The sequence below is a fragment of the Rhizobium aouanii genome (assembly GCF_037002925.1).
GTDB classification, from domain to species: domain Bacteria; phylum Pseudomonadota; class Alphaproteobacteria; order Rhizobiales; family Rhizobiaceae; genus Rhizobium; species Rhizobium aouanii.
Map to the genome: position 1 here is coordinate 1 of NZ_JBAMYD010000021.1, position 23,348 is coordinate 23,348.

The window sequence follows — 23,348 nt, forward strand, 5'->3', positions numbered from 1 at the left end:
ACTAGCGTGTCAGAGCCTGCCCCGCCGTCCAGCAGATCGTTGCCGGCGCCGCCGATCAGCGTGTCATTGCCGGTGCCGCCGTCAAGCGTGTCGGTGCCGGCGCCGCCGATGATCATGTTGGCAAGCGCATTGCCGGTGCCGGTGAAGCTGGCGGATCCCGTATAGAACAGGTTCTCGACATTGTTGCCGAGCGTATAGATTGAAAGCGCCGTCTTGATCAGATCGGTTCCTTCATTCAGTCCTTCGGTGACCACATCGCCAACGTTATCGACAATATAGGTGTCGTTGCCCGCACCACCGATCAAGCTGTCTGCTCCGGCCTTCCCGTCCAGGGTATCGGCACCTGCCGCGCCCCTGATCGTGTTGGCAAGGTCATTGCCCGTCCCGGTAAAGGCTGCCGTTCCGATATAGGTGAGGTTCTCGAGATTGGCGCCAAGCGTATAGTTCACCGATGTCGCGCGAACCGTGTCGATCCCTTCATCAGCGGCTTCGGTGACGATGTCGGCGGCATTGTCGACGATATAGGTGTCGTCGCCCGCCCCGCCGATCAAGCTGTCCGCACCGGCTCCGCCGTTCAGCACATCATTGAAGGCGCCGCCGGTGATCGTGTTGGCAAGCGCATTGCCGGTGCCTGTGAAGCTCGCGGATCCCGTATAGGTTAGGGTCTCGACATTTTCGCGGAGCGTATAGCTTGAAAGCGCCGTCTGAACTGTGTCCGTCCCCTGATTCGGGCTCTCGATCACAAAATCGAAATTATCGTCGACAACATAGAGGTCGTTGCCGGCCCCGCCCACCATCCAGTCGGAACCAGCGCCCCCGATCAATGTGTCGTTGCCGGTACCACCGTAAAGCGAATCATCTCCGGCATTGCCCCAAAGTGTATTGTTCGCCTCATTGCCTATAATGTTGTCGTTGCCGGAGCCGGCCTGAACATTCTCGATCAATGACGCAACGTTGCCCTTATAAAGAAGCGCGTTGAAAATGTTGCCGCGGGCATAGTCACCCCACAGATCGGCTAACTGGCTCAGGGAAAAGACCGAATACCCCCCTGCTCGCAAATCAATCTTGAGGGCGGTGGTATAAGCGCTCAAATCATATGTATCGATACCGCCGCCGTCCCAAACTGTCGCGAAGATCCGGTTGGCATCGGGCGTGATGGCGGCCACCCCGTCGACATAGGTGACGCCTTCGTTCGGATTCCACTTATAGACGGTATCGCCACTGTTCGTCGTGTAGTCTGCACCATACATTTGCTGCAGGGCGGCGATGTCAAGCATCATGAAGGTCTGTGGCGCGCCATCGGGCTCGTACTTGTATCCGCTCGTCGTATTATCTCCGACATATGTGCGGTAGGTCATGATCGTATATTCGACCGAATCGTAGGCGCGCGGAACGACTGTGGGATTGTAAAAAAAATCCGGTTCAAAAGAATGTTTCAGTCCGAGCGCGTGGCCCAACTCATGCACCAAAGTGTGGCCCGCATAGTTGCCGAACTCCGGAAAGCGAAGATCATCTTCAGTGCCGGCATATTCCGTCCCGAACCAGACATCGCCGCCGCTGATGCCAGCATCCGGATAATAGGCCCATGCCGTCGGAGGCAGGGACGACTGAGCGAACCGCACGGTTGCGATATCGGCGCTTCCCGCCACAAAATCGGCGTTCGTAAACCCCTCAACCGAAAAACCGTCATTTGCCGCGTTTCCATAGGATTGCTCCATAAAAAACAAGGCTGCAGACTGCTGTTGCGAGGAAATCGACGAAAAATCGAAATCTTTCTCGCCGCTATAGGAATATGATGTCGAGAGAGTGGGAAACGCATAGGTTATCGTTCCGTCCCAGGCAACGCCGCTGAGAAGCCCGTCAATTCTCTTATCCCCCGTCAGGGCCACGCCCTTTATGAAGGTAATAGCGTCTGTCATAAAATCCCCGTTCGCCTATTCCATTCGGCCGCGCCTAATGCCAGTTTCCCACTGCCCCAAATCAGGGGAAAATTCAACTAAAAGCTTTATTTCTCTTCAGGAAAGTTTTTGACCTTAGTTACTAACGCTCATAAAGCGCTTCCGCCGCAACCTCTACCGAAGGCCAGAAGACATATTCCAGGATCCTGTGCTCGCCCGTCCGAACCGTCGCAATTGCTGCCACGACGGCACTTAAATTGACGTTACAGTCATATGCTGAAATTTATTAAGTCTCAGGCTTGATGATATCGGGAGAGCGAGAGGTCCACATTGTTTCGGCGCCGCCGAACGTTGTCTTCGCCTGTCGTGCCGCGGGGTCGCCCTCATGACGTGCCGCGTCGGGTTCGAGGATCGCATCTGCCGCAATTCGGTGAGGTCGGCTGTGATCGTTCCATAGCGAATGAAGGGAAAAACTTAGAGCTTGACGACCGCGTCCTGTCCGAACGTGGTGAAGCCGATGTCCTTCTTCAAAGCGTCGATTTCGAGCTCAATCGCGCTCCCCAAGAAAACCCGGCGAAGCTGAAGTCCCGCTGAACTGGTCAGTTCGAAAGCCTGCTCCGGGCGTTCTCCGCCAATTCCTTCACCCGGTCTACCGGGATGCGGCCGATCAGCATGAAGGCGTGCGTCGCGTTCGACCAGTAGACGACATTCATACCTTTGCGGCTTTCGAGGTCCGGCGCCTTCGGCCCCTTGTCAGACTTGACGATGCAGAGCGCCATCGGCCCGGTCTCGGGGTCGAGATAGGCGATCTGGGCGAGCGCCTTACCATCATATTGCAGCAGCAGGGCGCGCTTGAAATCGATGCCCGGCAGCGAGACGGCTTCGGGGGAGAGCGACAGGCCGAGCTTCTCGTCAAGACCGGCGAGCTGGGCGGCCTGGTCCTCTCTGCCGGGGGCGGGGCCGGCGAACGTTTCGGCGGTATAGAGCGAGATATAGTCGGCGACCACGGCGCGCCATTCGCTGTTTTCGTCCTTTGCCGAAAAGCGTGCTCCGATGCCGATGACGGCGCGGTCGATGGCGATGCCGGCGGCCAGCGAGGCGGCGAGCGCGCCGAGGAAGCGGCGACGGCTGGCGAATAGGGGTGCGGAGGCGGATTTTGCGCTCTGCTGCGCGGGAATGGCGGCGAGCATCGTCTCCAGTTTCTGGCGCGGGGCTTCGGAGAGCAGCGGGGCGAAGGCCTGCTCGAACGGCAGGTTGGCGCGGGCCAGGAATTCCAGCCGTTCGGCGACGCTCTCGTCTTCGTTCACAATGGCTTCAATGCGCGCAGCCTCTTCGGCCGTCAGTTCGCCGTCGATGAAGGCGGTCAGGTCCTCGTCGGAGGGAATGGTCTGTTTCGTCGTCATTGCCGTCCCCCTTCCGGTCCGGCGTCGGAGAGCTTGGCGCGGGCAGCCGCCAGCCGGCTCATCACGGTTCCGATCGGGATATCCAATATGCCTGCAACCTCGCGATAGGAAAGTCCCTCCACATAGGCGAGGAAAACCACCGTCCTTTGCGCCTCGGGCAGCGCATTCACCTGTTTCAGCACCTGACCCGCCATCACATGGGTTTCGGTGTCGTGTGCGCCGTCGAAGGTCAGCGTCTCCCCTGCATCGACGAAACCCTGGCCCTGGCGCACCCGGCGCGAGCGGATCTCGTTCAGCCAGATCGAGTGCAGGATCGAAAACAGCCAGCGGTCGAGCCGGGTGCCGGGCACGAACTGATCGGCGCGCTCCAGCGCACGAAGGCAAGTCGCCTGCACCAGGTCGTCGGCGACATCGCGCTGATGCGAGAGAACGAGACCATAACGCCAGAGCCTTGCCAGATTTTCCGTCAGGCCGCTCCTGATATCCGCTTCGCTCGCGATGGCCGCCTCCGCCAATCCTGCATCCCTCGAAACCGCCGAATGAACCGGCGATTCCATTCTGGCGCGACTATAGGCAGGAAATATGCTGCGCGCGACCGACATTCTCACATCCCTTTCGCGGTTCAAATCTTCCCGCCCCGCCTGCCGATCAGATCTTCGAGGGATCGAGGATTGCAGCGTTCAGATCCTGATATTCCTCGCAGCCGGTGCCGCAGATCGCCTTGATTGACTTCAGCTGGTCCTTGGCGAGATCGAGCTGGCCCTTGATGACATAGGCTTCGCCGAGATATTCACGGACCTTGGCGTATTGCGGGTCCATCTTCACCGACTGCAGATAATAAGAGATGCCCTCGTCGGTGCGGCCGAGCTTGCGGGTGGCATAACCGCGATAATTCAGCACTTCGGCGGTGTTCTGATCCTTGACCGTGTCGAGCACGGCAAGCGCCTCCTCGTAGCGGCCGGCCTTGGCCAGCGAATAGGCATAGTCGGCGCGGTTCTCGTCGGAGACGTTGGCGCTCTGCTGCTTGACGCATTTCTTGGTCTTCTGGTCGTAGATCTCGCCCTTCTTGCAGGTGGGTGTCGTGCTGCTGTCATCGCCGATCGCAAAAACCGGGCCGGAGACAACAGAGGCGGCAAGGCAGCCGCCGAGAATGATGGAAGCGATGCGGGCTGTCATGATCGTCATGGGGAAACTCCTCGAAAGTGACGTTGCGACGAGAGAACACCGCTGCATCCAGCTTTATTCGGCTGCCGCTTGCATTTCTTTCTTCACCCTTTCGTGAAGCTTCAGAGCTGAATAAATTGGGCGCCCGCGTGTTTTCTTTCGTCCCGCCGGAGGGACAAGGAGAATTCTGTGACCGATACCGTCAAACTCGTCAGCCTCGCCGTTGCCACACCCGAACATGTCATTTTCCAAAAGCAGGCGGTCGAAGCCTCGGCCCGGCTGTTTGCCGACCGTTTCGAGGATTTCCGCCATCTTGCCCGCGTCTTCGACAGCGCCGGTATCGAAAAGCGCCATGCGGCGCGGCCGCTTGCCTGGTTCGACGAGCCGCATGGCTGGCACGACCGGATGCAGGCCTTTGCAGAGGTGGCGAGCGGGCTTTTCGTCGAGGCTGCCAGCTCGGCCCTTCGCCAGGCAGGGCTTGAGGCCGGCGACGTCGATTGTGTCGTGACGGTCTCCTCCACCGGTTTTACGACGCCGAGCCTCGATGCGCAGCTAGCTGGCCGGATGGGTTTCAGACCCGACATCGAACGCGTTCCGGTCTTCGGGCTTGGCTGTGCCGCCGGCGTGTCGGGCTTTGCGATCGCCTCGCGGCTGGCGAGAAACCGGCCGGGCACTGTTGTGCTTTTCGTCTCGATCGAGCTTTGCACGCTGGCCTTCCGGCTGGACGAGCTGACGCGCCCGAACATCATCGCGACGGCGCTTTTCGGCGACGGCGCGGCCGCCTGCGTGCTGCGATCAGGCGAAAACGGGCTGGCGGAGGTGGAATCGACCGGCGAACATCTCTTTCCCGACACGCTCGATATCATGGGCTGGAAGATCGATGACGGCGGCTTCGGCATCGTACTGGCGCAATCGCTGCCGCCCTTTGCTGAAAAGGAGCTCGGCCCAGCGGTGACGGCCATTCTGGCGCGAAACGGGCTGAGGGTGGAGGATATCGACCGCTTCATCTGCCATCCCGGCGGCATGAAGGTGCTGGCCGCGATGGAGAGCGCGCTTTCGATGGCGCCGGGCACGTTGGATCACGAGCGCGCCGTGCTTGCCGAATACGGCAACATGTCCTCGCCGACCATCCTGTTCGTGCTGGAGCGGGCGATCCGCGCGGGATTGCCGGCGCGCGCCGCGATGATCGCCATGGGGCCGGGCTTTTCGGCGAGTTGCGTGACGCTCAGGAGGGTCGCATGATGTGGCCGTCGATCGCGCTCCTTGCCTTCGTGACGCTGCAGCGGCTGGGAGAGCTCGTGCTCGCCCGGCGCAATACGGCAGCACTTCTGGCCAGGGGCGCCAGAGAGGTGGCACCCGAGCATTATCCCGTCATGGTGGCGCTGCATGCCGGCTGGATCATCGGCCTTTGGCTCACTGCACCGGGCAGGCCGGTCGCGTTCTTCTGGTTTCTGGTGTTCATGGGGCTGCAGGCGCTGCGGCTCTGGGTGCTGGCGACGCTGAAAGACCGCTGGACGACGCGTATCATCATCCTGCCCGGCGCGCCGCTGGTCAGATCCGGGCCCTATCGCTTCCTCCGCCATCCGAACTATGCGATTGTCATCGGCGAAATCGCCGCCCTTCCCCTCGCCTTCGGCCTGCCGCTTTACGCGATCGTCTTTTCGCTTCTCAACGCGCTTATCCTCCATGTCCGCGTGAAGGCTGAAAATGCCGCACTGAAAAGCGCAATGATTTTGAAATGAATGCGATTTTCCGTTTGCGTCGCGGTATCGGCACGGGCATTTTCACCCCGACAAACAAAGCGGAATGCAAGCGGAAATGACGAAAAACGCAATCGTGCTCGGCGCCGGCATCGTCGGGGTTTCCACGGCCATCCATCTTCAGCGGCGCGGCCGGCAGGTGACGCTGATCGACCGCAAGGATCCGGGCAACGAAACCTCCTTCGGCAATGCCGGCCTGATCCAGCGGGAAGGTGTCGCGCCTTACGGTTTTCCCCAGCAGCTCGGGCTTTTGCTGCGTTATGCTTTGAATAACCGCATCGACGCGCATTATCACCTGCACACGCTGCCGAGCCAGATCGCCTTTCTCGCCCGCTACTGGTGGAACTCCAATGCGCGCCGCCACGCGATCATCACCCGGGCCTATGCGCCGCTGATCGAAAATTCTGTTGTGGAGCACAAGGACCTGATCGGGGCGTCGCAGGCCGAAGGGCTGATCCGCAAGGACGGCTGGATAAAGATTTTCCGCACTGAGGCAAAGCGCGACCAGGCTCTTGCGGAGGCAGCACTTTGGCAGAACGAATTCGGCGTCGAGTATGACAGCCTGACTCCGGCCGACATCGCCCGCATGGAACCTGATATGACCAGCGATTTCGCCGGCGGCATTCGCTGGCGCGATCCCTGGTCGGTGCTCGATCCGCATGCGCTGACATCGGCCTATCGCCGCTATTTCGAAAGCCTCGGTGGCCGGTTCGTCACGGGAGATGCCGCCTCGCTCGGTCCGTTCGGGTCCGGCTGGAAAATCATGACGGCGGAAGGTCCGCTCGAAGCCGAGGATGCGGTGATAGCGCTCGGTCCCTGGGCGGCCATTGCAACGCGGCGGCTCGGCTATTCCTTCCCGCTCGGCGTCAAGCGCGGCTATCACATGCACTATGCCGCTGAGGGCAATGCCGTGCTCCACAATTGGACGCTCGATGCCGAGCGCGGCTATCTCCTTGCGCCGATGAACCGCGGCATCCGCCTGACGACAGGGGCGGAGTTTGCAACGCTTGACGCGCCGAAGACGCCGGTCCAGCTCGACCGCGCCGAGGCCGTGGCGCGCACCATCTTCCCGCTCGGAGGCAGGCTCGATCCCGAACCCTGGATGGGCGCGCGCCCTTGCACGCCGGATATGATGCCTGTTATCGGCAAGGCGCCGCGCCATCAGGGCCTGTGGTTTGCCTTCGGCCATGCCCATCACGGCCTAACGCTCGGGCCGGTGACCGGTCGCGTGCTTGCCGAACTCATCACCGGCGAGACGCCGTTCATCGATATCGCGGCCTATTCGCCGCAGCGTTTCAACCCGTAATACCGAGAGCTGCGAGACCCTTAAGCGCCGTTGCCGCGATGCCGTCCACCGTGTCGTCGATATCGACAGTGACGACGCCTTGCTCGCCTGTCGGCACCTCAAGTGTCGCCAGCTGGCTGTCGAGCAGCGAGACCGGCATGAAATGCCCCTTGCGCTCGCCCATACGCTTCACCAGCAGCGCCCTCGAACCTTCGAGATAGACGAAGAACAGATTGCCGCCGGCAGCGGCCCTCAGCCTGTCGCGATAAAGGCGCTTCAGCGCCGAGCAGGAAACGATGATGCCCTCGCACTTTTCCAGCGAGGCTTTCATGTCGTCGCCGATGCGGTCGAGCCAGGGCATCCGGTCGTCATCGGTCAGCGCAATGCCCTTCGACATCTTCTCGACATTGGCGGCGGGATGCAGCGCATCACCTTCGACGAAGGCCAAGTGCAGCGCTTCGGCGAGTTTTTCGCCGACAGAGGATTTGCCGCAGCCGCTGACACCCATGACGATGATCGCATGGGGTTTGTTCGTCCGCCCATCCGGCATGTTTGCTCCTCAGCTTATCTTCCCGGTCAGTCGAGCGGGAAATGACAGGCATATTGTTGTGCGCCTTCTCCACTTAATTCGGGAGAAACCTGGCGACAATAGTCCTGCGCCTTCCAGCAGCGCGGATTGAAGTGGCAGCCCGACGGCGGCTTCAAGGGCGACGGCAGTTCGCCCTGCAGGCGGATGCGGTTCTTCTCGCGCTCGGGATCGGCGATCGGGGTCGCCGACAACAAGGCGGCCGTATAGGGATGGCGCGGCCGGGCGAAGACTTCGGCGGCAGGACCGGTTTCGATCGGGCGGCCGAGATACATCACCATCACCTCGTCGGCGATGTGATGGACGACCGAGAGACCGTGCGAGATGAAGAGATAGGCAAGCCCCATCTCCTTCTGCAGGTCCATCAACAGGTTCAGCACCTGCGCTTGGATCGACAGATCGAGGGCCGAGACCGGTTCGTCGAGCACCAGCACCTTCGGCCGCAGCATCAGGGCGCGGGCAATGGCAATGCGCTGGCGCTGGCCGCCGGAGAACATATGGGGGTAGCGACCATGATGCTCGGGGCGCAGACCGACGCGGGCCATCATCTCCTCCACCTTGCGGCGGCGGGCGGCGGCGTCAAGATCGGTGTTGATCTTCAGCGGCTCTTCAAGAATCGCGCCGACCTTCTGGCGCGGGTTGAGCGAGCCATAAGGGTTCTGGAAGACGATTTGTACCTGGCTGCGCAAGCTGCGGTCGCCGACACGCGCCGGCTTGCCGTCGATCAGCAATTCACCAGCCGTCGGATCCTCGATCATCGTGACCAGACGGGCGAGCGTCGACTTGCCGCAGCCGGATTCGCCGACGACGGCGAGCGTCTTGCCGGAATGCAGGCTGAAGCTGACGCCGTTCAGCGCCTTGACGGTGGCGTCGGCTTTGAAGAGACCGCGGTTGACCGTGTAGAAACGGGCGAGATCCCTGCCCTCGAGAACAGCGCCCGTCATACCAGATCTCCTGCCGTTTCAACGGCGATGACACCGGGATGCCCCAGCGGCTTGCCGTCCTTCAATGGATAATTGCACAAAGCCTGGCCGAGCTCCGGACCCTGGCGCACGACGCCGCGATCGCATTCGACCGTGGCATAACCGCAGCGCGGCGCGAAGAGACAGCCCGTCGGCCGGCCGTGCTGGCCGGGAACGACGCCGGCGATCGAGGGCAGACGCTGGCCCACTTTGGCGCGTTCCGGGAGGGCTGCGAGCAGAGCTGCCGTGTAGGGATGATGCGGATCGCGGAACAGTGCCCTTACCGGCTGTTCCTCGACCTTCTGGCCGGCATACTGCACCTGCACGCGCTCGGCGGTTTCGGCGACGACACCCATGTCGTGGGTGATCAGCACCAGCGCCATGCCCTGCTCCTTCTGCAGGCGAACGAGCAGATCGAGGATCTGTGCCTGGATCGTCACGTCGAGCGCGGTCGTCGGCTCGTCGGCGATCAGGAGCTTCGGATTGCAGGCAAGCGCCATGGCGATCATGACGCGCTGGCTCATGCCGCCCGACATCTGATGCGGGAAGTTCGACAGGCGGTCTTCCGGCGCCGGAATGCCGACGAGGTTCAGGAGCTCGATCGAACGTTGGCGGCGCTCCTTGCGATTGAGGCCCATATGAAAGCGCAGGGTCTCGCCGAGCTGGAAACCGACCGTGAAGCACGGATTGAGGCTCGACATCGGCTCCTGGAAGATCATCGCCATATCCTTGCCGATGATCCTGCGGCGCTGGCGGGCGGAGATGCCGCGCAGGTCCTTGCCGTCGAACTGCATCCGGTCGGCGGTGATCTTCGCCGTCCACGGCAGAAGCCCCATCAGGGCCAGCATGGCCACGGATTTACCCGAGCCGGATTCGCCGACGACCGACAGGATCTCGCCCTTGTCACAGGCAAGCGACACGCCGTCGACGGCGCGGAAGAGGCCGGAAGAGGTCTGGAATTCGACCGTCAGATTTTCAATCTCGAGGAGTGACATCACGACCTCTTCAGTTTGGGATCAAGCGCATCGCGCAGGCCGTCACCCATCAGGTTGATGGCGAGAACGGTAATGAGGATGGCAAGACCCGGGAATGTCACCACCCACCAGGCGCGCGAGATGAACTCACGGGATTCGGCCAGCATCGTCCCCCATTCGGGTGTCGGCGGCTGGGCACCCATGCCGAGAAAGCCGAGGGCGGCGGCATCGAGAATCGCCGCCGAAAAGGCGAGCGTCGCCTGAACGATCAGTGGCCCAAGACAGTTTGGCAGGATCGTCTTGAACATTAACCTGAAGGTGCCGGCACCGGCGACACGCGAGGCGATCACATATTCCTTCTCACGCTCTGAAATGACCGAGGCGCGCGTCAACCGGACGAAATGCGGCTGGTTGACCAGCGAAATCGCGATCATCGCATTGGTGAGACCCGGCCCGAGCACGGCCACCAGGACCAGAGCCAGCAGCAGCGACGGGAAGGCCAGGATGATATCCATCAGGCGCATGATTGCCGTATCGATCTTGCCGCGGAAAAATCCGGCAACGAGCCCGATCAGGACGCCCGAAATGACCGAAAGCGTGACGACGACGACGCCGATGAAGAGCGAGAACCGCGCGCCGTAGATCAGGCGCGAGAGGATATCGCGGCCAACGGCATCCGTTCCGAGCGGGTAGGAGGCGCTGCCCGCCTCCATCCAGAACGGTACGGCCAGCAGCACCTGGCGGTTCTGCTCGTTCGGCGCATGCGGCGCAAAGAGCGGCGCAAGGATTGCGACGACCAGGATGATGCTGAACACCACGAGGCCGATGACGGCGCCCTTGTTGCGGGAGAAATAATGCCAGAATTCCGCAAGAGCGGATGGCTGGCCGGTTTTGATGGTGACCGTGCTCATGGACCGCTCCTAGTGACGAATGCGCGGATTGATGAAGCCGTAGAGAACATCAACAATCAGATTGACCAGCATGATGACGCCGGCGATCAAGAGAAGGCCGCCCTGGACCACGGCGTAATCGCGCTTGAAGACCGAATCGACCATCCATTTGCCGATACCCGGCCAGGAGAAGATCGTCTCGGTGAGGATGGCGCCGGCAAGAAGAACGCCGATCTGCAGACCGATCGTGGTGATGACAGGGATCATTGCATTGCGCAGCGCATGCACGCCGACGACGCGCAGCGGCTTCAAGCCTTTCGAGCGCGCGGTGCGGACATAGTCCTCACCCAGCACCTCGAGCATCGCCGAACGCGTCTGGCGTGCGATGACGGCGAGCGGGATGGTTGCCAACACGATGGTCGGCAGAATGAGGTAGCTGACGGCCGAGGCAAACGCCCCCTTCTGGCCCGACAGCAGGCTGTCGACAAGCATGAATCCGGTGACTGGCTTGAAGAAATACATCAGCGAGATGCGGCCGGAAACCGGCGTCCAGCCGAGATAGCCGGAGAAGAAGATGATGAGCAGCAGACCCCACCAGAAAATCGGCATGGAATAGCCGATGAGGGCGACCCCCATCACGCTCTGATCGAACCACGTGCCTCGCTTGACGGCCGCAAAGACGCCGGCGGGCACGCCAAGACAGACGGCGATGATGATGGCACAGAGCGAAAGCTCCAGCGTTGCCGGGAACAATGTGAAGAACTCGCCGAGAACGGGCCGCTTGGTGACGATCGAGGTGCCGAGATCGCCTTGCAGCACTTTTCCGAGATAATCGAAATACTGCACATATATGGGCCGGTCGAAACCGAGATCGTGCATGATCTGGGCGTGACGTTCCGGCGCCATCACACGTTCACCCGACAAAAGCATGACGGGGTCGCCGGGGATCATGCGGATGAACGAGAAGGCTATCAGCGAAACGCCAAGGAATGTCGGGATCAGCACCGCGAGGCGGCCGATGAAAAAACGCAACATAGCAGGTTTTCCAATAGTTTCCGGCGGTCAGGGGAACCTGACCGCCGGCCGCACCCGGCGTTGACCGGGCAGTTTACAGATTTTTTATTATTCGGAAATGTCCACACCGTCGAAGCGGTGAATTCCGAGCGGGTCCATGAAGAAGCCCGAGACCTTCTTGCTCATCGGAACGAAGACCAATGAGTGGTTAATCGTATTCCAGGGAGCTTCCTTCTTGAAGATCAGCTGAGCCTGCTCATAGGCCTTCGTGCGCTCGGCGACGTCGGCCGTCAGCTTGGCCTTCGTCATCAGATCGTCGAATTCCTTGTTGCACCACTGAGCGCGGTTGTTGCCGCCGACAGCATCGCAGCCAAGCAACGTATCCATGAAGTTGTCGGGGTCGCCGTTGTCGCCGGTCCAGCCAAGGATGACGGCACCGTCGCGATTCTTGTCGGACGAGAGCTTCAGATATTCGGCCCATTCATGGGTGACGATTTCTGCATCGACGCCGACCTTGGCCAAGTCGGCCTGCATCAATTCTGCGGCGCGGCGCGCGTTCAACATGTACGGACGCGAAACCGGCATTGCCCAGATCTTCATCTTCAGATCCTTGACGCCGGCATCTGCCAGCATCTTCTTCGACGCATCGGGATCGTACTTGTCGTCTACGACGGCATCATTATAGGACCACATGGTCGGCGGGATCGGGTTCTTGGCAACGGCTGCGGCACCCTGGAAGACGGCGTCGACGATCGCCTGCTTGTTGATCGCCATGTTCAGCGCCTTGCGGACTTCGGCCTTGTCGAAGGGAGCAATCAAGGTGTTGTAGGCGAGATACGAAACGTTCAGGCCGGCCTGCTCGAGCACGGTCAGGTTTTCGTCCTTCTTGAGTTCGGCGACGTCGGCCGCATTCGGATAAGGAATGAGATGGCATTCGCCGGCCTTCAGCTTCTGCGCGCGGACGGCAGCATCAGAGGTGATCGCGAAAACCAGATCGTCGATCTTTTCCTTGCCCTTGAAATAGGTTTCGTTCGCCTTGTAGCGGATGACGGCATCCGGCTGGTAGGCGACGAAGGTGAACGGGCCGGTGCCGAGCGGCTGCTGGTTGAGCTGCGCCATCTTGCCGTCGGCGGCGAGCTTGTCGGCATATTCCTTGGAGACGATCGAGGCGAAGTCCATGGCGAGATCGGCGAGGAACGGCGCTTCGGGATGATTGAGCGTGAACTTGACGGTGAGGTCATCAACCTTCTCGATCGACTTGATCAACTCCGGGAAGCCCATGCCGGCGGCGTATTCGTAAGAGCCGCCCTCGACATACTTGTTCCACGGATTGTCAGCCTTGAGCTGACGCTCGAACGAGAAGATGACGTCGTCGGCGTTGAGATCGCGCGTCGGCGTGAAGAAGTCGGTAGTCTGGAACTTGACGCCAGGATGAAGCTTGAAGGTGTATTCCGTGCCGTCGGCCGACACGCTCCAGCTGTCGGCCAGGCCCGGCTCGATCTCGGTCCCGCCATGCTTGAATTCGACGAGGCGGCTATAGACCGTGCGCGACGACGCGTCGAAGGTCGTGCCTGCCGTATAGAGGCTGGGGTCGAAGCCTTCCGGCGAGCCCTCGGAGCAATAAACAAGGGTCTTGGACCAGGCCGACGTCGCCATGACGGAAATCAGGGCCGTCGCTGCCAGCAGGACAGAGATCTTTTTCATAATATTGTTTCCCGGTTGTTCTTTTTTGATGTTTGGAGACCGTAGATTGCCATCTCGGTCGACGCTCGATGGAACGATATTTATTTACTGAAAGCAACGGGCTACGCAGAAAATTTTTCCAGCTGGACAATTTTAGAAATTTTCCGTCAAAAAGCAGCCTCATTCGGAAATATTCGCACAAAAAAGACCGAAATTTTGTCGCATTTGGTATAAAAACGCGCCCATCGCGACACGCAGCGGCATTTCCCCGTTCCGGAGGCCATGGGAGATGCCCACAAAAACAAAAACCGCGGTTGCTGGGGGCAACCGCGGTTCAGAAGTTCATCCTGGTCTTTTGATCAGGCGGCCGGGGCAACGATCGTAGGTTTGCGATAGGCCGGCTCGCCGGTGATTCCGAGAAGAAAATTGATCTGCGGACGCGCTTTGACGAGGTCGTCGATGGAGTATTCCGAAAGCACGGCGAAGAAGGCGTTGAGCGCCTTGCGCAGCGCCGAATTCAAGCCGCAGCTATCGACCAGCGGGCATTCGACCTCACCGTCATCCTCGAAGCATTCGGCCATGGCGAAGCTGTCTTCCGTCACCCGAACGACGTCGAAAAGACTAATGTCGGCGGCCGGTTTGCCCAAGCGCACGCCGCCGTTGCGACCGCGCACCGTTTCGACCAAACCCGCCTTGTTGAGCGGCTGAAGGATCTTGAAAAGAAAGAGCTCGGAAACGCCATAGGCCCTGGCGATTTCCGGAATCCGGCTCAAGTGCCCGTCGTTGGCAGCACAATACATCAACATGCGAACCGCATAGTTCGTCTGCTTCGTCAACCGCATGCCATTCTCCTGACTCGTCTGTTCAGACCTATATAGGCGGTTTGCTAGTTTTGAACAATTCCAAAATATGAAATTCGCATTCAGCTTATGAGGCCATTTGCCGCGACGTCAATCCCGCCTCAGGATCTCGACGTAATCGAGGATTGCCTGCTTGCGCTCGGGCGTGCCTTTGCGCACCAGTTTGACCTCGGCACTGGGGAAAAGCAGATGATGAGCAGACCGCGCCCTTGTCTCCGGACATCCTCGACGCCGGGTCGATATCGCCGGCAATCACCATCACGAGGAAAAATTCGGGGGCCAAAAGGCCCCCGAATTACAGATAGCAGATTGGACTGTCGTGAAGATCACTTCATCGTTGGCATGACGAATTCCGCGCCGCTCTTGATGCCGGAGGGCCAGCGGGCGGTGACGGTCTTGGTCTTCGTCCAGAACTTGATCGAATCCGTCCCGTGCTGGTTGAGGTCGCCGAAGCTCGAGGCCTTCCAGCCGCCGAAGGAGTGGTAGGCGAGCGGAACCGGGATCGGAACGTTGATGCCGATCATGCCGATATTGATACGCGAGGCGAAATCCCGGGCGGCATCGCCGTCACGGGTGTAGATGGCGACGCCGTTGCCATATTCGTGCTTCATCGGCAGAGACAGCGCCTCCTCATAGTTCTGGGCACGAACGACGGAGAGAACAGGCCCGAAGATCTCGGTCTTGTAGATATCCATCTCAGGCGTGACGTGATCGAACAGGCAGCCGCCGACGAAATAGCCGTCTTCATAACCCTGCAGTTTGAAATCGCGGCCGTCGACGACGAGCTTGGCGCCTTCCTCGATGCCGCGGTCGATCAGGCCGCGAACACGGGTATAGGCTTCCTTGGTAACGAGCGGGCCCATGTCGGCCTTGTCGTCGGTATAGGGGCCGATGCGCAGGGATTCGATCTTCGGCGTCAGCTTCTCGACGAGGCGGTTGGCGGTCTCTTCGCCGACCGGAACGGCAACCGAGATCGCCATGCAGCGCTCGCCGGCCGAACCGTAGCCTGCGCCCATCAGCGCGTTGACGGCCTGATCCAGGTCCGCATCGGGCATGATGATCATGTGGTTCTTGGCGCCGCCGAAGCACTGGGCGCGTTTGCCGTTCATCGCCGCGGTGCCATAGACGTAGCGGGCGATCGGCGTCGAGCCGACGAAGGAGACGGCGCCGATATCGGGATCGGTGAGGATCGCGTCGACGGCACCCTTGTCGCCATTGACGACGTTGAGGATGCCGGCGGGCAGGCCGGCCTCGATCATCAGTTCGGCGAGACGGATCGGCAGGGAGGGATCACGCTCGGAGGGCTTCAAGATAAAAGCGTTGCCGCAGGCGATCGCCGGGGCAAACATCCACATCGGGATCATGCCCGGGAAATTGAAGGGGGTAATGCCGGCGCCGATGCCGACCGGCTGGCGGATCGAATACATGTCGATCGCGGGTCCAGCGCCTTCGGTGAACTCGCCCTTGGCGAGATGGGGAATGCCGCAGACGAATTCGCAGACTTCGAGGCCGCGGATAACGTCGCCCTTGGCATCCTCGATCGTCTTGCCGTGTTCCTTGGAGAGGATTTCGGCAAGCTCGTCCATGTGCTTGTTCAGGAGTTCGACGAACTTGAAGAAGACGCGGGCGCGGCGCTGCGGATTGGTGGCAGCCCATTTCGGCTGCGCAGCCTTGGCGTTTTCGACGGCGGCGCGCAGTTCCTCGACGCTTGCGAGTGCGACTGTTGCCTGGACTTCGCCGGTTGCCGGATTGTAGACGTTGCTCACGCGGCCGCTGGTGCCGGCAACCTGTTTGCCGCCGATGAAATGACCGATCTCACGCATGGGTGTTCCTCCTGTTTTTCGATGGCCGACAATCGCACTTCAATTTGCACAAATCAATGCGCTGATATAAGCAACCGTTGTGCGTAAATTATAGCTCTATCGTTGCATCAGGCGCTGTCGCTGCTTCCAAACTTGGCACGGCACGCCAACAAGTCAAACGCCGACAAGTCAAACCCTGGGGGAGGTCAAACCGATGAGCCGGAAACCCGTCGTCAGAATGGCGGAGCTGGAGATCGATCCGGATACGCTTGAATCCTATCGCGCATTGCTCAAGGAAGAAATCGAAGCATCCGTCGCGTTGGAAGACGGCGTGCTTTCCCTGAGCGCTGTTTCCATCAGGGACAACTCAAACCGGATCCGAATCCTTGAAGTCTACGCCGACCAGGAAGCATACGAGGCCCATCTGCGGACACCGCATTTCCTTAAGTACAAGAACCAGACGGCACACATGGTCACATCGCTGACGCTTATCGAGGTCGAGCCGATCGTAATGTGTGCCAAGTCATGAATTGGGACGATGTTCGTATTTTCCTCGCCGTCGCCCGCACCGGGCAGATCCTTGCCGCCTCGAAGCGGCTGGGGCTCAATCACGCCACGCTCTCGCGCCGACTGACTTCGCTGGAAGAGGCGCTGAAGACCCGGCTTTTCATCCGTCGCACGAATGGCTGCGAGCTGACGGCCGAAGGCGAAGTGTTCCTGGCATCCGCAGAGCGGATGGAAACGGAAATGCTCGCAGTACAGGCCAGCCTCGGCCACACAGATACGGCAATTGCCGGGACTGTGCGCGTCGGGGCGCCCGACGGCTTCGGTCTTTCCTTTCTTGCGCCGCGCATGGGCAGGTTGATCGAGCGCCATCCGGAGCTGAAGATCCAGCTCGTACCGGTTCCGCGCTCTTTCTCGCTCTCGCTACGCGAGGCCGATATCGCCATCACGCTCGAGCGACCGGACCAAGGCCGGCTCGTTTCCTCGAAGCTGACGGATTACACGCTCGGCCTTTATGCCTCGCGGGATTATCTGGCGTCCCAGGGAACACCCGCCGATATCGACGCGCTCAAGGCGCATCGCCGCATCGGCTATGTCGAAGACCTGATCTTCACCGCGTCCCTGAATTTTTCCGGCGCAGTCATGCGGAGCTGGGATGCAGGCTTCGAGATTTCAACGGCGATCGGACAGACGGAGGCGGTGCGAACAGGCGCCGGCATCGGCATCCTGCACGATTATATCGCCAGGCAATATCCGGAACTTCAGCGCATTCTGCCGGAGGTTTCGATCCGGCGCGCCTACTGGACGACCTATCACGAAACCGCGCGCGATCTGCTACGCGTCAGGAGCGTCGCCGATTTTCTTCAGGAACTCGTCAGCGCCGAACGGCACATCTTTCTTTAAGCCCTTGAAAGTGTGTTTTGCCGGTTCGTCGTTCTCGTCGGGATTGGGAACCGGCGCTTCGTCGGGCAGCCGGTCAGGCTCCGGTTCCTTGATCGGCGGCTCTGGCTTCCAGCCGGGCCCGGGCATCGGCGGCTGGTCTGGAATGGGTTCGTTGGGCACGGACATGACCGCCTCCCTTTCATGATTTCCGTTTACGCGACGTTCGGGGTTATTTGTCCGGCTTCAGCGATTCCGCAGCACGCATCGGCATGCTGTCGATGATGGCGAAGAGTTCGCCATCGGTAATCGGCTCGCTGGCCTTGAGCTTCACGGTGCCGTCCTTGCCGAGAAGGAAAGCGGCGAATTCGCCGACCTCCGGCGCCTTGAGATCGCGGCGGATCGCTTCGCCATCGAGGCCGTCAGCCGCACCGAAGAGCGGACGGACGCCGGCACCGGAAATCTTCAGCACCACCAGGTCACGCTCATCGAGGGCCGAGCGGTTGGCCAGCAGCTGATTTTCCTGCCGGGCGGCGCGGGAATTATCCCTGTCGGCGAAAAGGATGAAGACGCGGTTCTTCCACTGGAACTGGGCGAGGCTTTCGATCGGCGCATAAGCGCTGTTGGTCTCGTCGATCTTCGTCGCGCCGTAGAGCAGGGTTTTCGACATGCATATTCTCCCGTTAACATGGAGAACGACCCGGTGCGACATGGGTTCCATCGAAACGATAGGAACCAAGTTTTCATTCTGATCGTGGGGGAGATGGTACGGTTGGGGGGTCTCGAACCTCCGACCTCAGGTGCCACAAACCTGCGCTCTAACCAACTGAGCTACAACCGCATAAATCGCGCTTGGCGCGACGGGGGTCACATACGAGGACTTGGAGATGAATTCAAGCCCCATTCCTCGTCAATATACAAAAAGGCTGGACGCGAGGTCCAGCCTTTTATCTCCGATCGGTAAAGACCGATCAGGCAACCTTGAAAGAAGCCATGGCCTTTTCGGCGGCGTCCTTGGAGGGCTTTGCGAGCTTTTCGGCCACCTGCTTGGTGGTTTCCTGGATCGACTTGGCCTGCTCGACGGTGAGTTCGGCCTGCTTGCGGATGAACGAGGTCTGCAGCTCGAAGAATTCGGCCGGGGACTTGACGCCAAGCAGCGCTTCGAAGTGCGACAGCGAGTTCTCGGAATTGATGCGCAGGATGTCGATCGCCTTCAGGCCGATCTCGACCGAGCCGGCCTGCGCCGTCTGGACGGTGGCTTCGAGCGTCTTGCCGGCTTCCTCGCCAGCGGTCTTCAGCTTGGCATAGGCATCCTTCGACTGCTGAGCGCCCTTTTCGGCGAATTCACGGAAGGATTCGGTGAACTTGGACGGGTCGAAAGAAGCGATTGAAAAAACGTCATCGGTCTTTATGGTAGCCATGGGTCGCATCCTTTGGGTTGAGGCAGCCGCTGCCTGCGTTAGTTGGATGATGCTTATATAAGACATTCCATTGTGCATTGCAACAATTATTGTGCGGTGCACAAGACGTTAACCTTTCCTGCCGAAAACCCCCTCCTCTTCTGGACCGGCATGCGCCCCGCAGTTATTAATAAGCCGTTAATTTAAGAAGGCCGACAGCGACAAGGTTCGAACATGCCCGCAGTCCAATATCCGTTCATCGATATCGCCGTGCATGCACGGGTGCGGGAACGCTTTTCACGCGGCGAGGCCATGGTGCTGTTTTCAGCCGATCTTGCCCGTCTGCTCTGGGCGAACGGTGCGGGTGCGGAGCTTTTCGGCCATTCGGCAGTCTATGACCTGCTCGATCAGGGGGTCGACCGCACCGACATCACCTTCCGCCAGCTGGAAACGGCGGCGCGCCAGCTCACCGATATCGGCGACAGCCGCAGCCTGATGATCCGCATCACCAAGGGCTTCCAGCGTGCGCAGGTGCAGGCGGCAGCCGAACTGATCCGGCTTTCCCAGGGCGAAAAGGCCATCCTGTTTTCGGTGCCGGTCTCGGCAAAGCCACTCGCGGCCGGTGCATCGGCGGCCCAGATGCTGCAGGGACTTGATGATCCCGACACGCATATGGCGGTGATCGGTGCCAATGGCGAAGTCATCGCGGCTTCGCCGGGCTTTGCCTCGCTCGGAATCTCCGAGCAGACGGCAAAGACCTTGATCAACCTTGCCGGCGCCCATCCCGACCGATTGGTGAAGCGACCTGTCGCGACCGGCAGAGGCAATCTTCCGGCCGCGGTCGGCAAGCTCAGCGACGATCCGGCGCTCAATCTGCTCTTTGCGGTGGAGGCCGCGATCGGTCATCTCGATCCGCTCGACGCGTCCACGCTCGACCCGGTCGATGCGTCCACGCTCGATCCAGTCGATGCGTCCACGCTCGATCCAGTCGATGCGCCCACACAGGAAGAAAGCCTGCCGCCGGCTGAAGCGCCGCAGGACGAACCTGTCGCCGCTACAGGCTTCACCGAAATCATCGACGCGGTTTCGGGGATCGAAGAGGTCGAGGAGACGATCGAGGAGATCGCCGGCGAAAACGAACAGCCAGCCGAGACAGCCGCGGCATCCGCAGACGAGGCGATTGAAGGGACGAATCCTGCCGCGGATGTGGAGCCGGAGAGCGACGGCGGCATGATCGATAGCAGCGCGGATGAGACCACCGAGCCCGCCGCGGTCATCGAGGACGATTTGACCTCCGTTGCGGAGACGGTGGAAACGGCGACGACGGCGGAACCGCCTGCCGAAGCCGGCGAAACATCTGCCGAAGAAACGCCGGAAGCGGTCCACGAAGAGACCGCCGTCGCAACGCCAGTGGTCCAAGACGCTACCCCTGCCCCTCAGCTTGCGGCTGAGCCCGGCTTTGTCTTCAGGCCGAACAGCCGCGCCACGCGCTTCGTCTGGAAGATCGACGCCGAAGGCCGGTTCAACGAGGTCAGCCACGAATTTGCCGAGGCCGTCGGTCCGCATGCGTCCAACATCATCGGCTCGGCCTTCGGCGATATCGCCGCCCTCTTCAATCTCGATCCTGACGGCAAGCTTTCCGAGGCGCTCGCCCGGCGCGACACATGGTCGGGCAAGACGATCCTCTGGCCGGTCGAAGGCACCAGCCTCGTCGTTCCGGTCGATCTGGCGGCGCTGCCGACCTACACCCGCAACCGCGACTTCGATGGCTTCCGCGGCTTCGGCGTCGTGCGGCTTTCCGATGCACAGGAAGATCCGCTGGCGCTCGGCCTGACACTCGGCCCTGATGCAGCGAGCCTCGGCCCGGTGACAGAGCCCGTCGCCGAAGTGGCAGATGAAGCGGAAGCCGCACCTCAAGAGGTCTCGGCCGAAACCATCGCAGCGGAAGAGATCGACGACCAAGCGTTTACGGCAGCCGAGCCGGAGACTCCGGAGACCGAGGAGACAGGATCGGAGGAGATCACTGCCGAAGAGACGATCGTGGAGACATCCGCGCCGGAGAATGCCGTAGAAGAACAGGCGCTCGGCGCCGACGAAGCACCTGCCGCCGAGCCCGCAGCGGATATTTCGGACGAGCCGCCGGCGCTTCGGATTTCGGAAACGCCCAATCGCCGGTTCTCCGACAAGATCGTTCAGCTCCACAACAGCGGCGCTGCGCTGACGGCCGCCGAACAGGCCAATTTCCGCGAGATCGCCAAGCGACTCGAAGCCTTCGGCACCCGCAAGGAAGAGGCTGCCGCCCCGGCGCCGACGGAACCCAGCGCCACGGTGCCGGCGGAACCCGCCGTCACGGAAATGGCCGGCTTCGAAGAGGCCTCCGGACCCGAAGCGTTCGAGGCCGAAACACCCACCACTGAGCAGGCGGACATACCATCGCTCGAGGACATCGCGCCGCAGGAAGCGATCTTCGAGAATGCCGTCGAGGCGGAGCGCGAAGACGATGGCGCCGCCGAAGAACCTTCGATCATCGCCGAGGACGAGGCGACCGAAGGGCTGGAGGAGACTGCCAGCCAGATTGAGGTTCTCACCAGCTTCATCCCGCCGCGCATCAAGATGACGGATGGGCTTTCGGCGGGAACGGTCGACCAACTGCCTGTTGCCGTACTCATCCATATCGGCGATGCGCTGATCCATGCCAATCCGGAATTCATGCGGTTGACGGGCTACGGTTCGCTCGAGGCATTGCGCGAAGTGGGCGGTATCGAAGCGCTGCTGCAGCGCCGCGAACTCGAGGAGAAGGCCGCAGGCTCCGGCACCATGATGCTCGTCAAGGCCGACGATACGCTGGCGCCGGTGACCGCGCGGCTGCAATCGGTGCGCTGGGAAGACGCCAACGCCCTGATGCTGGCGCTGATGCCGGTGGAAGGCAAGGAAGATGGCCGCGGCGACGCAAGTCGGTCCGATGGCCGGTCCGAGGGCCGTTCCGAAGGCCGCCCCGAGCGGATGGTCGAGAAGGTCGCTAAACTGCAGGTCGAAGTGGAAGAATTGCGCTCGATCCTGGAAACGGCGACCGACGGCGTCGTCGTCATCGGCACGGAGGGCGACATTCGCTCGATGAACCGGTCGGCCAGCGCGCTTTTCAATTATGACGAACAGGAGACGCGCGGCAAACCCTTCGTCATGCTGTTTGCCCATGAGAGCCAGAAGGCAGTCATCGACTATTTGAACGGCCTCTCCGACCATGGCGTGGCAAGCGTATTGAACGACGGGCGCGAAGTGATCGGCCGCGAGGCCGCCGGCGGCTTCGTGCCGCTGTTCATGACGATGGGCCAGCTTACTTCCTCCAACGGCTATTGCGCCGTCATCCGCGATATCACCCAGTGGAAGCGCACCGAGGAAGAGCTGCGCAACGCCAAGGGTGCGGCCGAAACCGCCAATGCCCACAAGACCGATTTCCTCGCCCGCGTCAGCCACGAGATCCGCACGCCGCTCAACGCCATCATCGGCTTTTCCGACATGATGGCAGGCGAACGCTTCGGGCCGATCGGCCATCCGCGTTATATCGAGTATGCCAACGACATCGGCCGCTCCGGCCGGCACGTCCTCGATATCGTCAACGATCTGCTCGACATTTCGAAGATCGAGGCCGGCGAGATGGATCTCGATTTTGCCGCCGTCGGCCTCAACGAGGCGGTCTCCGAGGCCGTGGCTCTGGTGCAGCCGCAGGCGAACGGCCAGCGCGTCATCATCCGCACGGCGCTGTCGCATGCAGTGCCCGAGGTCGTGGCGGATCTGCGCTCGATCAAGCAGATCGCGCTCAACATCCTGTCGAACGCCATCCGCTTCACCCCGTCAGGCGGGCAGATCGTCGTTTCCACGTCCTATGAAGCCAATGGCAGCGTTGTGTTGAGGGTCCGCGATACCGGCATCGGCATGACGCGCAGCGAACTCGACCAGGCGATGAAGCCGTTCCGGCAGGTCTCCTCGACTCAATCGCGTCACCGCGGCGACGGCACCGGGCTCGGCCTGCCGTTGACCAAGGCGATGGTGGATGCCAACCGAGCGACCTTCTCGATTAATTCGGCGCCGAACGAGGGCACGCTCGTCGAGATCACCTTCCCGTCGCAGCGGGTGCTGGCCGGTTGATAAAGAAAAGGCAGCCAGGAGGCCGCCTTTGAATTTGGTGCTGTTCAACAAGAGCTCAGTCGATCAACGTCATGTTTCGGAGGCTGGAAGGCCCCAGGCCGCATCGTTCATGTGCGGCCCCCAAGTTAGCTTCACCTT

21 protein-coding genes and 1 tRNA gene are annotated in these 23,348 nt (G+C 60.9%); 6 read left to right on the forward strand and 16 right to left on the reverse strand.

The genetic code is table 11. The annotated features are described in order from the left end of the window. The 4 genes from V8P77_RS29320 to V8P77_RS29335 form a co-directional block, all read right to left on the reverse strand. Window positions 1–1,919 (reverse strand): M10 family metallopeptidase C-terminal domain-containing protein (locus tag V8P77_RS29320; RefSeq protein WP_335915661.1); only part of this gene is annotated, 1,919 nt, incomplete at its 3' end. Between the two features lie 578 nt (window positions 1,920–2,497). Then, the gene (locus V8P77_RS29325; protein ID WP_335915662.1) at window positions 2,498–3,301 is read right to left on the reverse strand and encodes an anti-sigma factor family protein; all 804 of its coding nucleotides are present in this window, start codon (window positions 3,299–3,301) and stop codon (window positions 2,498–2,500) included. Further along, window positions 3,298–3,903, reverse strand: a complete 606-nt coding sequence (locus V8P77_RS29330; protein ID WP_335915663.1) for an RNA polymerase sigma factor — start codon at window positions 3,901–3,903, stop codon at window positions 3,298–3,300. Before V8P77_RS29330 ends, V8P77_RS29325 begins: the two co-directional genes overlap by 4 nt. 46 nt (window positions 3,904–3,949) lie before the next feature. Then, window positions 3,950–4,486 carry a tetratricopeptide repeat protein gene (locus V8P77_RS29335; RefSeq protein WP_335915665.1) on the reverse strand — a complete coding sequence of 179 codons (537 nt, stop codon included), beginning with the start codon at window positions 4,484–4,486 and terminating at the stop codon, window positions 3,950–3,952. Between the two features lie 168 nt (window positions 4,487–4,654). Between V8P77_RS29335 and V8P77_RS29340 the strand changes: the two genes are divergently transcribed. The 3 genes from V8P77_RS29340 (at window position 4,655) to V8P77_RS29350 (ending at window position 7,531) form a co-directional block, all read left to right on the forward strand. Further along, complete coding sequence (locus V8P77_RS29340; RefSeq protein ID WP_335915666.1) at window positions 4,655–5,707, forward strand: type III polyketide synthase; 1,053 nt, start codon at window positions 4,655–4,657, stop codon at window positions 5,705–5,707. Beyond that, on the forward strand, window positions 5,704–6,207 hold the full coding sequence (locus V8P77_RS29345) for an isoprenylcysteine carboxyl methyltransferase family protein (RefSeq protein ID WP_335915668.1): 504 nt from the start codon (window positions 5,704–5,706) through the stop codon (window positions 6,205–6,207). Before V8P77_RS29340 ends, V8P77_RS29345 begins: the two co-directional genes overlap by 4 nt. A 76-nt stretch (window positions 6,208–6,283) precedes the next feature. Beyond that, on the forward strand, window positions 6,284–7,531 hold the full coding sequence (locus V8P77_RS29350; RefSeq protein ID WP_335915669.1) for an NAD(P)/FAD-dependent oxidoreductase: 1,248 nt from the start codon (window positions 6,284–6,286) through the stop codon (window positions 7,529–7,531). On the opposite strand, the gene V8P77_RS29355 is transcribed toward V8P77_RS29350, so the two are convergent. The 8 genes from V8P77_RS29355 to V8P77_RS29390 form a co-directional block, all read right to left on the reverse strand. Then, a complete protein-coding gene (locus V8P77_RS29355) occupies window positions 7,521–8,060 on the reverse strand; it encodes a gluconokinase (RefSeq protein ID WP_316028817.1) in 540 nt (179 codons plus the stop codon). The two genes, V8P77_RS29350 and V8P77_RS29355, sit on opposite strands and share 11 nt — an antisense overlap. Before the next feature lie 26 nt (window positions 8,061–8,086). Continuing rightward, window positions 8,087–9,040, reverse strand: a complete 954-nt coding sequence (locus V8P77_RS29360; RefSeq protein WP_335915672.1) for a peptide ABC transporter ATP-binding protein — start codon at window positions 9,038–9,040, stop codon at window positions 8,087–8,089. Continuing rightward, the gene (locus V8P77_RS29365; RefSeq protein WP_025393213.1) at window positions 9,037–10,053 is read right to left on the reverse strand and encodes an ABC transporter ATP-binding protein; all 1,017 of its coding nucleotides are present in this window, start codon (window positions 10,051–10,053) and stop codon (window positions 9,037–9,039) included. Before V8P77_RS29365 ends, V8P77_RS29360 begins: the two co-directional genes overlap by 4 nt. Next, window positions 10,053–10,943 (reverse strand): ABC transporter permease subunit, encoded by an 891-nt coding sequence (locus tag V8P77_RS29370; protein ID WP_168277491.1) that lies wholly within the window; start codon window positions 10,941–10,943, stop codon window positions 10,053–10,055. The genes V8P77_RS29365 and V8P77_RS29370 overlap by 1 nt, the downstream gene beginning before the upstream one ends. A gap of 9 nt (window positions 10,944–10,952) precedes the next feature. Continuing rightward, window positions 10,953–11,957, reverse strand: coding sequence for an ABC transporter permease subunit (locus V8P77_RS29375; protein WP_017959055.1), 1,005 nt, complete (start codon window positions 11,955–11,957; stop codon window positions 10,953–10,955). Window positions 11,958–12,044: 87 nt separating this feature from the next. Then, window positions 12,045–13,640 (reverse strand): ABC transporter substrate-binding protein, encoded by a 1,596-nt coding sequence (locus V8P77_RS29380; protein WP_335915676.1) that lies wholly within the window; start codon window positions 13,638–13,640, stop codon window positions 12,045–12,047. Window positions 13,641–13,978: 338 nt separating this feature from the next. Then, window positions 13,979–14,461, reverse strand: a complete 483-nt coding sequence (gene rirA / locus V8P77_RS29385) for an iron-responsive transcriptional regulator RirA (protein WP_017967107.1) — start codon at window positions 14,459–14,461, stop codon at window positions 13,979–13,981. A 344-nt stretch (window positions 14,462–14,805) separates the two neighbouring features. Beyond that, the gene (locus V8P77_RS29390) at window positions 14,806–16,302 is read right to left on the reverse strand and encodes a CoA-acylating methylmalonate-semialdehyde dehydrogenase (protein ID WP_020048532.1); all 1,497 of its coding nucleotides are present in this window, start codon (window positions 16,300–16,302) and stop codon (window positions 14,806–14,808) included. A gap of 193 nt (window positions 16,303–16,495) precedes the next feature. Between V8P77_RS29390 and V8P77_RS29395 the strand changes: the two genes are divergently transcribed. Further along, complete coding sequence (locus V8P77_RS29395) at window positions 16,496–16,810, forward strand: putative quinol monooxygenase (protein ID WP_335915681.1); 315 nt, start codon at window positions 16,496–16,498, stop codon at window positions 16,808–16,810. After that, window positions 16,807–17,688, forward strand: a complete 882-nt coding sequence (locus V8P77_RS29400) for a LysR family transcriptional regulator (RefSeq protein WP_335915682.1) — start codon at window positions 16,807–16,809, stop codon at window positions 17,686–17,688. The genes V8P77_RS29395 and V8P77_RS29400 overlap by 4 nt, the downstream gene beginning before the upstream one ends. Here V8P77_RS29400 and V8P77_RS29405 read toward each other — a convergent pair. From V8P77_RS29405 to V8P77_RS29420, 4 genes are all read right to left on the reverse strand, one after another. After that, entirely contained in the window at window positions 17,620–17,853 is a 234-nt protein-coding gene (locus V8P77_RS29405; RefSeq protein WP_373694619.1) for a hypothetical protein, read from the reverse strand. The genes V8P77_RS29400 and V8P77_RS29405 overlap by 69 nt on opposite strands. A gap of 43 nt (window positions 17,854–17,896) precedes the next feature. Further along, window positions 17,897–18,334: a DUF4174 domain-containing protein gene (locus V8P77_RS29410; protein WP_168329748.1), complete on the reverse strand. Its 438-nt coding sequence runs from the start codon at window positions 18,332–18,334 to the stop codon at window positions 17,897–17,899. 94 nt (window positions 18,335–18,428) lie between these two features. Next, window positions 18,429–18,505: transfer RNA gene (locus tag V8P77_RS29415), tRNA-His, on the reverse strand. A gap of 130 nt (window positions 18,506–18,635) precedes the next feature. Then, a complete protein-coding gene (locus V8P77_RS29420) occupies window positions 18,636–19,085 on the reverse strand; it encodes a phasin (RefSeq protein ID WP_003545621.1) in 450 nt (149 codons plus the stop codon). 213 nt (window positions 19,086–19,298) lie between these two features. Here V8P77_RS29420 and V8P77_RS29425 point away from each other — a divergent pair, with 213 nt between their 5' ends. Beyond that, complete coding sequence (locus tag V8P77_RS29425) at window positions 19,299–23,210, forward strand: ATP-binding protein (protein WP_335915683.1); 3,912 nt, start codon at window positions 19,299–19,301, stop codon at window positions 23,208–23,210. The last annotated feature ends 138 nt before the right edge of the window (window positions 23,211–23,348 follow it).

Coding starts and splice junctions, on each gene's coding strand:
- rirA (WP_017967107.1), bottom strand. CDS start 14,461: ATGCGGTTGACGAAGCAGACGAACTATGCGGTTCGCATGTTGATGTAT.
- V8P77_RS29400 (WP_335915682.1), top strand. CDS start 16,807: ATGAATTGGGACGATGTTCGTATTTTCCTCGCCGTCGCCCGCACCGGG.
- V8P77_RS29350 (WP_335915669.1), top strand. CDS start 6,284: ATGACGAAAAACGCAATCGTGCTCGGCGCCGGCATCGTCGGGGTTTCC.
- V8P77_RS29345 (WP_335915668.1), top strand. CDS start 5,704: ATGATGTGGCCGTCGATCGCGCTCCTTGCCTTCGTGACGCTGCAGCGG.
- V8P77_RS29425 (WP_335915683.1), top strand. CDS start 19,299: ATGCCCGCAGTCCAATATCCGTTCATCGATATCGCCGTGCATGCACGG.
- V8P77_RS29410 (WP_168329748.1), bottom strand. CDS start 18,334: ATGTCGAAAACCCTGCTCTACGGCGCGACGAAGATCGACGAGACCAAC.
- V8P77_RS29355 (WP_316028817.1), bottom strand. CDS start 8,060: ATGCCGGATGGGCGGACGAACAAACCCCATGCGATCATCGTCATGGGT.
- V8P77_RS29395 (WP_335915681.1), top strand. CDS start 16,496: ATGAGCCGGAAACCCGTCGTCAGAATGGCGGAGCTGGAGATCGATCCG.
- V8P77_RS29360 (WP_335915672.1), bottom strand. CDS start 9,040: ATGACGGGCGCTGTTCTCGAGGGCAGGGATCTCGCCCGTTTCTACACG.
- V8P77_RS29325 (WP_335915662.1), bottom strand. CDS start 3,301: ATGACGACGAAACAGACCATTCCCTCCGACGAGGACCTGACCGCCTTC.
- V8P77_RS29375 (WP_017959055.1), bottom strand. CDS start 11,957: ATGTTGCGTTTTTTCATCGGCCGCCTCGCGGTGCTGATCCCGACATTC.
- V8P77_RS29380 (WP_335915676.1), bottom strand. CDS start 13,640: ATGAAAAAGATCTCTGTCCTGCTGGCAGCGACGGCCCTGATTTCCGTC.
- V8P77_RS29370 (WP_168277491.1), bottom strand. CDS start 10,943: ATGAGCACGGTCACCATCAAAACCGGCCAGCCATCCGCTCTTGCGGAA.
- V8P77_RS29335 (WP_335915665.1), bottom strand. CDS start 4,486: ATGACGATCATGACAGCCCGCATCGCTTCCATCATTCTCGGCGGCTGC.
- V8P77_RS29390 (WP_020048532.1), bottom strand. CDS start 16,302: ATGCGTGAGATCGGTCATTTCATCGGCGGCAAACAGGTTGCCGGCACC.
- V8P77_RS29405 (WP_373694619.1), bottom strand. CDS start 17,853: ATGTCCGTGCCCAACGAACCCATTCCAGACCAGCCGCCGATGCCCGGG.
- V8P77_RS29330 (WP_335915663.1), bottom strand. CDS start 3,903: ATGTCGGTCGCGCGCAGCATATTTCCTGCCTATAGTCGCGCCAGAATG.
- V8P77_RS29365 (WP_025393213.1), bottom strand. CDS start 10,053: ATGTCACTCCTCGAGATTGAAAATCTGACGGTCGAATTCCAGACCTCT.
- V8P77_RS29420 (WP_003545621.1), bottom strand. CDS start 19,085: ATGGCTACCATAAAGACCGATGACGTTTTTTCAATCGCTTCTTTCGAC.